The following is an 8,567-nucleotide window of genomic DNA, read 5'->3' on the forward strand; positions in this document are numbered from 1 at the left end:
CGGCTGGGAGGAGTGCACGTGCGGAATCGACGCGCCTGGTCCGCGACGCGAACGGTGGTGGCCGGGCTGGCCTGCGGGGTGCTCGCGCTCACCCTGCCGGGCGCCCACGCGAGCGCCGGCCCCGGACACGCCGGGCGCACGGCGTCCGGGGACGAGCACACCGGCCGGGGCGACCGGAACGCCTCGGTCGTCACCGAGTGGATGCGCACGGCCGACGCCACCATCGACGCCGAGGCCCGCCCGGGCCCGCCCGAGTCGTTCATCTGGCATGCGTACGTCTCCACCGCCGTCTACAACGCCGTCGTCGGCGTCGAGGGGCGCTTCGCCCCGTACAAGTGGGACGGGCGGGCGCCTCGCGCGGCCTCGTCCGCGGCCGCCGCCGCCTCTGCGGCGCACCACATGCTGCGCCACCACTTCCCCGGCGCCGGACCCCGGCTGGACGCCGCCCTGACCGACACCCTCGCGACGATCCCCGACGGTGAGGCCGAGGAGGCGGGCGTCGCGTTCGGCAAGCGCGCCGCCGCCCACATCATCGAGCTCCGGCGGGACGACGGCCGCGGCGCGACGGTGCCCTTCCCCGCGCGACCGCGCCCCGGCGTCTGGCGGCCCACCCCGCCCGGCCACGAGCCCTTCGCCAGCGCCTGGATGGGCAGGGTCCGGCCGCTGCTGCTGGACTCCCCCGGCCAGTTCCGCCCCGGCCCGCCACCGGCGCTCCGCTCCGCCCGGTACGCGAAGGACCTCGCCGAGCTGGCGCACTACGGAGGCCGCACCGGCTCGCACCGGACCCCCGGACAGACGGAGACGGCCCGGTACTTCGTCGCCCTGGACCTGCTGGGCGCCCTGGGCGACCACGCGGCCCGGCACGGGCTCGGCATCGCCGAGACGGCCCGCCTGTACGCGGCGGCCAACACGGCCCAGGCGGACGCCGTCATCGCCGCCTGGGACGCCAAGCTCCACTACGGCACCTGGCGGCCCGTCACCGCCATCCGGGAGGCGGACACCGACGGCAACCCGGCCACCCGGGCGGACCGCCACTGGGAGCCGCTGCTCCTCACCCCGGCCCACCCCGACTACCTCAGCGGCCACACCACCATGGGCGGCGCGCTGATGCGCATGCTGACCGGGATCCTCGGCACCCCTCGTGTCGACCTGCGCATCCGGTCCCTCACCACCGGCACGACCCGCCACTACCGCTACGCCCACGAGTACGAACGGGACGTCGTCGACGCCCGGGTCTGGGCCGGGATCCACACCCGGACGGCCGACGAGGCGGGCACCGCCACCGGCCGGCACCTCGCGGCCTGGGCGCTGCGGAAGTACTTCCGCCCCGTACCCTGATCACCAGCACTTCTGAAAACGATTGTCATCTGCTACGGTCGTGGCGCGTTCAACCATTTACCAGGCCTTGACCGAGGTGTCCCGTGCGCGTCCCTGCCCGACTCATCCCCCTTGCTGCCGTCACCGCGGCCTCCGCCCTGCTCACCGGCTGCTTCACCGGTGGGCAGTCGGCCACGGACGACTCCGGGGCAGGGGGTGAGCGCATACGCCTCGCGATGATGCAGCCACCGCGCTCGGGGCTGTCCCCGCTGTCGGACGACGCTTTCAAGCTGTCGCGCTGGTCGACCTCCGAGACCCTGGTGAAACTGGACGCGGACGGTGACGCCGAGCCGGCGCTGGCCACCGAGTGGACCCAGTCCGGCCGGAGTTGGACCTTCACCCTGCGCGAGGGCGTCACCTTCCACGACGGGACGAAGCTCACCGCCGAAGCCGTCGTCAACTCCCTCACCAGGGCCGCGGCCGCCTCCCCCAAGCCCCGCATCCTCGACGGCGTGGACCTGACCGCGAAGGCCGACGGCGACAAGGTCACCGTCACCACCGCCACCGAGGATCCCCTGGTCCCGCAGCGGCTCAGCTCCCCGCAGCTGTCGATCCTGGCCGCCAAGGCCTACCCGGGGAAGACCGTCGACCCCGTCGGCGCGGGCACCGGCCCCTTCGAGCTGACGAAGGTCAACGGCACCGCCTCAGCCGCACTCGACCGCTACGACGGCTACTGGGGGAAGAAGGCCAAGGCTCCCGGCATCGACGTGCGGTTCGTGCCGGACGGCACGGCGCGTGCCGCGGCCCTGCGCAGCGGCGAGGCCGACATCGTCGAGGCGGTGCCGGTCTCGCAGGCCGCCGTCCTCGACCAGGACCTGATCACCGAGGTCCCGATGCCGCGCACCAACACCCTGTACCTCAACACCGAGAAGGGCCCCTTCAGGGACGCCGCGCTGCGGGCGGCGGCCCGTGAGGCGATCGACGCCGAATCGATCGTGAAGGGCGTGTACGAGGGGCGGGCCGACGTCGCCGAGGGGCTGCTCGGCCCGGCCCTGCCGTGGGCGGCCGAGCTGCGCAAGCCGGTGAAGCGGGCCGAGGCCGGCGACCCGGCCGGCAAGACGATCACCATCGGCACCTTCACCGACCGCGCCGAGCTGCCCGAGGTCGCCGCCGCGCTGCAACAGCAGCTCCAGAAGGCCGGGTTCAAGGTGAAACTCGACGTCCGCGAGTACGCCAACATCGAGTCCGACGCGCTGGCGGGCCGGTTCGACGCGTTCATCCTCTCCCGCGCCACCGTCCTCGACTCCGGCGACCCGGCCGCCTACCTCTACAGCGACTTCGCCTCCGACGGCTCCTTCAACATCGCCCAGCTCGCCGACCCGGCCGTGGACAAGGCCCTGAAGAAGGCCGGCGAGACCAGGACCGGCGACCCGCGCCGCGCCGCGGTCATCGCCGCCGAGGCCGCCGTGCTCGGCACCGACGCGGCCGTGCCCATGCTGCATGAGCGTGTGATCCAGGGCGACGCGCCCGGCGTGACCGGCGCCGCCCACGACCCGCGCGAGCGGGAGCTGGTCACGGCGGACACCTACGTCAAGTGAAGGTCCGCACAGGGCGGCCGGCCGACGCCGCCACGCTCACGCGCCTCCTCTGCCTCATCGCCGTCCTGGCCGCCGTCGGCCTGCTGCCCTGGCTCTCCGGCAGGGACCCGGCACTGGCCGTGCTGCGGGCCCGCTCCGCGGAGCAGGACCCGACCGAGGAAGCCCTGGACTCCATACGACAGGACCTCGGTCTCGACGCCGGCCCCCTGTCCCTGCTGGGCGGCTGGGCCTCGGACCTGCTGCGCGGCGACCTCGGCACCTCCTGGGTGTCGGGCACCGACGTACTGCCCTCCGTGGTCTCCGGGCTCCAGGTGTCGCTGGCCTTGATGGGCGCCTCGCTCGGCGTGGCACTGCTGCTGGCGTGCGCGCTGGTCACCCCGGTGCTGGTGCGGGGCCGGGCCTCGGGCGGGGCGTGGGCCGCGATGCTCGCCGCCGTACCCGAGTTCCTGCTGGCCACGGTCGCGCTGCTGGTGTTCGGCGTGTGGCTGAGGTGGCTGCCGACGTCGGGCTGGGCGGGGCCGGAGAACCTGGTCCTGCCCGCCGTGGCCCTCGGCGTCCCCGGCGGCGGGCTGCTCGGCCGTCTGGTCGCGGACGCGCTGCCCGCCGTGCTCGACGAGCGGTGGGTGGAGCTGTGGCGGGGCGCCGGGGTGAGCCGGGCGCGGATCGCCGGGGCCGCGCTGCGGCGCGTCCTGCCGCCGCTGGTCCCGCAGTTCGGGATGGTCGCCGTGGGACTCACCGGTGGCGCGGTCGCCGTGGAGACGGTCTTCGCCGTGCCGGGCATCGGCCGTACCGCCCTCGGCGCGGCCAAGTCACAGGACCTGCCGCTGCTCCAGGGCTCGGTGCTCGCGCTGCTCGCGCTCGGCCTGGTCACGGGCGCGCTGGCGGCGTTCGCCCGGCGGCGGCTGCTGGGCCCGGCCCTGCGTGACGCCTCGCTGTCGCTGCCTCCGGCACGGCCGGTGCGCGCGCATCCCGCGATCCCGCTGTCGCTGTTCACCGTCCTCGCCGTGACGATCGGCTGGGGCCTGTCGCGCGACCCGTACGCCGTGCAGACCACGGACCGGCTGGCCGAGCCCTCCTGGGCGCATCCGCTGGGCACCGACGGTCTCGGCCGTGACGTGCTCGCCCGGCTCGGCCACGGCGCCGCCTCGACGGTCGGCACAGCGGCCGCCGTATGCCTGCTGGGCCTGCTGATCGCGCTCGCCCTGGGCTTCCTGCCCCGGATCGCGGAGGGCGCGGCGGACATCGCCAACGCGCTGCCCCCGGTGATCGTCGGCATCCTGGTCGCGGCGGCCGTCGGGCCCGGCACCGGCGGGGCGGCCCTCGCGGTCGCGCTGATCTCCTGGCCGGCCCTGTCCGCGCACGCGGCGGCGCTGGTGCAGGAGGTGCGGGCGTCGGCGTTCCTCACCGCCCAGCGCGCCATCGGCGCGAGCCCGTTGTGGATCCTCACCCGGCACGTCCTGCCGTCCGTGGCCGGCCCGGTCGCGCGCCACGCCCTGCTGCGCCTGCCGGGCATCGCCCTGGCCCTGGCCTCGCTGGGCTTCCTCGGCCTGGGCGCCCAGCCGCCCGCCCCCGAGTGGGGTCTGCTGCTGGAGGAGTCCCGCGCCTATGTGGAACGCGCCCCGTGGGCGGCCCTCGCCCCGGCGGTCGCGCTGGCCCTGCTGGCCGGGCTCGCCGTGTCGGGCGCGGCGCTCACACAGGGCCGCGGACGGCGGCGGACCACCCCGGCGCCCGCGTCGGCCCCGGCCGAGAAGGAGGCCCCCGTTGGAGTCTGAGGCACTGCTCACCGTCAGCGATCTGCGGATCGCCTTCGACGGCGTGGAGGCCGTGCGCGGCCTGTCCTTCGACGTCCGCCCGCGCGAAGTGCTGGCGCTCGTCGGCGAGTCGGGCGCGGGCAAGTCCCTCACGGCCCGCGCGCTCCTCGGCATGCTGCCGCGCGGCGCGGCCACGAGCGGCACGATCAGCCCGGACCTCTCCGCCCACCGCGGCCGGCGCATCGCGCTGGTCCCGCAGGACGCCCTGTCCGCCCTGTCCCCCGTGCACCCGGTGGGCGACCAGCTCGCCGCCGCCGTACGGTCGGTGGCCGGGGTGTCCCGCAAGGAAGCCCGGGCCCGGGCGGTCGCGGCCCTGGACCGGGTCGGCATCCCGGACGCGGCGCGCAGGGCGCGGGCCTATCCGCACGAGTACTCCGGCGGCATGCGGCAGCGCGCGGTGATCGCCATGGCGACGATCAACGAACCCGAGATCCTGGTCGCCGACGAGCCCACCACCGCACTCGACGAGGAGCGCCGCGACCAGGTGCTGCGGCTGCTCGCCGAGCAGCGTGCGGCGGTCGGCGCCGCGCTCGTCCTGGTCACACACGACATGGACGTCGTCCAGGGCCACGCGGACCGTGTCCTGGTCATGTACGCGGGACGCCTCACCGAACTCGGCCCGGCGGACCAGGTGCTGGCCCGCCCCCGCGCCCCCTACACCGCCGGTCTGCTGGCGTCCCTCCCGCGGCACGCGCCCGAGGGCCGCCGTCTCCCCGCCCTGCGCGGCACCCCGCCCGTCCCGGGCGCGCTCCCGCCGGGCTGCGCCTTCGCCCCGCGCTGCCCGCTCGCGGCCGAGGCCTGCCACACGGCGGAACCCGAACCCCGGCCGGCCGCCGGTCGCCTGGTCGCCTGCCATCGCTGGGAGGAACTGCCCCACCCGGCCACCGAGTTGTTCCTCAAGGAGCGGCAGCCCGCATGAGTGATCCCCTGCTCGACGTCCGCGACCTGGTCGTCCGTTACGGCCGAGTCACCGCCGTGGACGGCGTCTCCTTCTCCCTGGCCGCCGGCGAGACCCTGGCGCTGAACGGCCCGTCCGGCTGCGGCAAGTCCTCCACGGCCCTCGCGGTACTCCTGCTGCGCCGCCCGGACGGCGGTGAAGTCCGTTTCGAGGGACGGGAGCTGACGGGCCTGACCGAGAGCGAGCTACGGCCGCTGCGCCCCCGCATGCAGCCCGTCTTCCAGGACCCGTACGGCTCGCTCAGTCCCCGCCACCGCATCCGGGACGCGGTCGCCGAGCCCCTGAAGGTCCAGGGCCGCTGGGACCCGGACCAGGGGCCGGCCCGCGTCGCCGAACTCCTCGACCGCGTCGGCCTGGACCCCGCGTACGGCGACCGCCGGCCGCACGAGCTGTCCGGCGGCCAGTGCCAGCGCGCCGGCATCGCCCGCGCCCTGGCCTCCGACCCGCGCCTGCTGGTCCTGGACGAGCCGGTGTCGTCACTCGACCCGTCGGTGCGCGCGGGCGTGCTGAACCTGCTCGCCGACCTCCAGGACGACCTGGGCCTCGGCTACCTGTTCATCTGCCACGACCGGGCGGTCGTCCGGCACGTCGCGGACCGGGTGATCGAGATGCGGGAGGGACGCGTCACCTCTCGGTGACGCCCTCACCTACTCCGTGACGCCCTCGATCACCCGGCGGAGCCCCGCCGCCAGCTGCTCGGCCTCGGGCGCGCTCTTCGGGTCGAACGTCCACTGCGCCATGAGGCCCATCATCAGCGTCAGGTAGAAGTACCCGACGGTGTCCACCCACTCCTCGGGGACGTCCTCCTCCCGGCCGCCGTGGAAGAGCGTGACGATGCCCCGCGCCCCCTCCCGCTGGGCCCGCGCCAGATGCTCCCGCACCTCGGGCAGCTGGTCGCCCATGGCCACGATCTCCATGCTGAGCCGCCACAGCGACCCGGGCTCCCGCATGGTGCCGATGATGTTCGCCCACACCGCGGCGAACCGCTCCAGCGATCCCGGCTCCCCGCCCAGCTCGCCACCGCCCTCGAAGGCGTCGGACATCCCCTCCACCATCTCGACGTACGCCTGTGCGAGCAGCGCGTCCTTCGAGCCGTAGTGGTAGCCGATCGACGCGAGGTTGGTCCCCGACTCCTTGACGATGTCGCGCGCGGTCGTGCGCAGGAAGCCCTTCGCGAGCAGGCAGCGCTTGGCGCCCTCCAGCAGATCCTCACGGTGTCCCATGCGGCCTCACCCTACTCCCGCTTCCAGACGAGCGTCTTATACAAGCGTACTAGACAGGCGTTTAAGACGCTCGTACAGTCCTGCCCATGACGACGACACCGCACCCTCCCGCCCTCGCGGGCCGCCGCGAGTGGACGGCCCTGGGCGTGCTGATGCTCCCGCTGCTCCTGGTCTCGATGGACGTCTCGGTCCTCTACTTCGCGGTCCCGGAGATCAGCGCCGACCTGGAACCCACCGGCACCCAGCAGCTGTGGATCTTCGACATCTACGGCTTCGTGCTGGCGGGCCTGCTGATGACGATGGGCGCGCTGGGCGACCGGATCGGCCGCCGCAGGCTCCTGCTGATCGGCGCGGCGGCCTTCGGTGCCGCCTCGCTGGCCGCGGCGTACGCGCACAGCGCCGAGGCCCTGATCGCGGCCCGCGCGGTGCTGGGCATCGGCGGTGCGACCCTGATGCCGTCGACGCTGGCGCTGGTCCGCACGATGTTCGCCGACCCCGCGCAGCGGGCGAGGGCGATCGCCCTGTGGTCCGGTGTGATGACGGGCGGGGTCGCGCTCGGCTCGGTGATGAGCGGGGTGCTCGTCGAGTACTTCTGGTGGGGCTCGGTCTTCCTGGTCAACCTGCCCGCGATGGCACTGCTGCTGGTCCTCGGCCCGGTCCTGCTGCCCGAGTCGCGGAACCCCTCCCCCGGCCGCTTCGACTGGCTGAGCGTGCCGCTGTCCATGGCGGCGGTGCTCCCGGTGATCTACGGCCTGAAGGAGATCGCGGCGGAGGGCTGGAACGTCCGCCACGTCGTCTCGGTCACCGTCGGCCTGCTCTTCGCGGCCCTCTTCGTCCACCGCCAGCGCACCTCGGACTCACCCATGATCCCGCCGGCCCTCTTCCGCGGCCGGGGCTTCGGGCCCGCGGTCGCACTGAACCTGCTCTCCCTGTTCGCGATGATGGGCTCGGCGTTCTTCACCACGCAGTACATCCAGTCGGTGCTCGGCAAGAGCGCGCTGGAGGCGGCCCTGTGGGCCCTGCTCCCCTCGGTGCCGATCGGCATGGCCGCGCCGCTGGCCACCCGGCTGGTCGCGAAGGGCGTCTCCCGTGCCGCCGTCGTCGCGGGGGGCTTCACCATCGCCGCGGGCGGCTATGTCCTGCTGGCGCTCGCCGACGCCCGTTCGCTGTGGCTGGTGCTGGCCGCGTGCGGCGTCCTGGCCTGCGGGATCGTCATGGCGACCACTCAGATCATGGACCTCGCCATGGGCGCCGCCCCGGTGGCCCGGGCGGCCACCGCCTCTTCCCTGATGGAGACGGGCGCGGAGTTCGGCGGGGCCCTGGGCATGGCGGTCCTGGGCTCGATCGGCACGGCGGTCTACCGCCACGAGATCCCCGGTTCCGCCCCGGCCCCCGCCCACGAGACGCTGGGCGGCGCCCTGGCCGTGGCCGAGCGGCTGCCGGGACGCGCGGGGGACGTCCTGGCGACGGCGGCGCGGGAGGCGTTCACCAGCGGGATGAACGGGGCGGCGATCGCGGGCGCGGTGCTGCTGCTGAGCGCGGCGGCGCTGGCGGCGATCACGCTCCGTCGGGTGCCCGGCCCCGAGGGACCGTGCACGGAAAACGGGCCGGGGCGCGACCGAGCAGCCGGCGTCCCGGAACGCCTGCTCGTACTCGTCAC

The 8,567-nt window shown here is 74.7% G+C and carries 7 protein-coding genes; 6 read left to right on the forward strand and 1 reads right to left on the reverse strand.

The window, feature by feature from the left end; translation table 11 throughout:
- The first annotated feature begins 18 nt into the window (after positions 1 to 18).
- The 5 genes from ABZ948_RS36560 to ABZ948_RS36580 all read left to right on the forward strand — a co-directional run bounded on the left by ABZ948_RS36560 (position 19) and on the right by ABZ948_RS36580 (position 6,322).
- Positions 19 to 1,338 carry a vanadium-dependent haloperoxidase gene (locus tag ABZ948_RS36560; RefSeq protein WP_359767063.1) on the forward strand — a complete coding sequence of 440 codons (1,320 nt, stop codon included), beginning with the start codon at positions 19 to 21 and terminating at the stop codon, positions 1,336 to 1,338.
- An 83-nt stretch (positions 1,339 to 1,421) separates the two neighbouring features.
- On the forward strand, positions 1,422 to 2,915 hold the full coding sequence (locus ABZ948_RS36565) for an ABC transporter substrate-binding protein (RefSeq protein WP_359767065.1): 1,494 nt from the start codon (positions 1,422 to 1,424) through the stop codon (positions 2,913 to 2,915).
- Positions 2,912 to 4,687 carry an ABC transporter permease subunit gene (locus tag ABZ948_RS36570; protein WP_359767067.1) on the forward strand — a complete coding sequence of 592 codons (1,776 nt, stop codon included), beginning with the start codon at positions 2,912 to 2,914 and terminating at the stop codon, positions 4,685 to 4,687. Before ABZ948_RS36565 ends, ABZ948_RS36570 begins: the two co-directional genes overlap by 4 nt.
- On the forward strand, positions 4,677 to 5,645 hold the full coding sequence (locus ABZ948_RS36575) for an ABC transporter ATP-binding protein (protein ID WP_359767069.1): 969 nt from the start codon (positions 4,677 to 4,679) through the stop codon (positions 5,643 to 5,645). The genes ABZ948_RS36570 and ABZ948_RS36575 overlap by 11 nt, the downstream gene beginning before the upstream one ends.
- Positions 5,642 to 6,322 (forward strand): ATP-binding cassette domain-containing protein, encoded by a 681-nt coding sequence (locus ABZ948_RS36580; RefSeq protein ID WP_359767071.1) that lies wholly within the window; start codon positions 5,642 to 5,644, stop codon positions 6,320 to 6,322. The genes ABZ948_RS36575 and ABZ948_RS36580 overlap by 4 nt, the downstream gene beginning before the upstream one ends.
- A 9-nt stretch (positions 6,323 to 6,331) precedes the next feature.
- Here ABZ948_RS36580 and ABZ948_RS36585 read toward each other — a convergent pair whose 3' ends face one another.
- Positions 6,332 to 6,907, reverse strand: a complete 576-nt coding sequence (locus tag ABZ948_RS36585; protein ID WP_359767073.1) for a TetR/AcrR family transcriptional regulator — start codon at positions 6,905 to 6,907, stop codon at positions 6,332 to 6,334.
- Between the two features lie 86 nt (positions 6,908 to 6,993).
- Here ABZ948_RS36585 and ABZ948_RS36590 point away from each other — a divergent pair.
- Positions 6,994 to 8,567 (forward strand): MFS transporter (locus ABZ948_RS36590; protein WP_359767075.1); only part of this gene is annotated, 1,574 nt, incomplete at its 3' end.

It is taken from the genome of Streptomyces olindensis (assembly GCF_040645895.1).
GTDB lineage: Bacteria > Actinomycetota > Actinomycetes > Streptomycetales > Streptomycetaceae > Streptomyces > Streptomyces olindensis.

Coding starts and splice junctions, on each gene's coding strand:
- ABZ948_RS36580 (WP_359767071.1), top strand. CDS start 5,642: ATGAGTGATCCCCTGCTCGACGTCCGCGACCTGGTCGTCCGTTACGGC.
- ABZ948_RS36585 (WP_359767073.1), bottom strand. CDS start 6,907: ATGGGACACCGTGAGGATCTGCTGGAGGGCGCCAAGCGCTGCCTGCTC.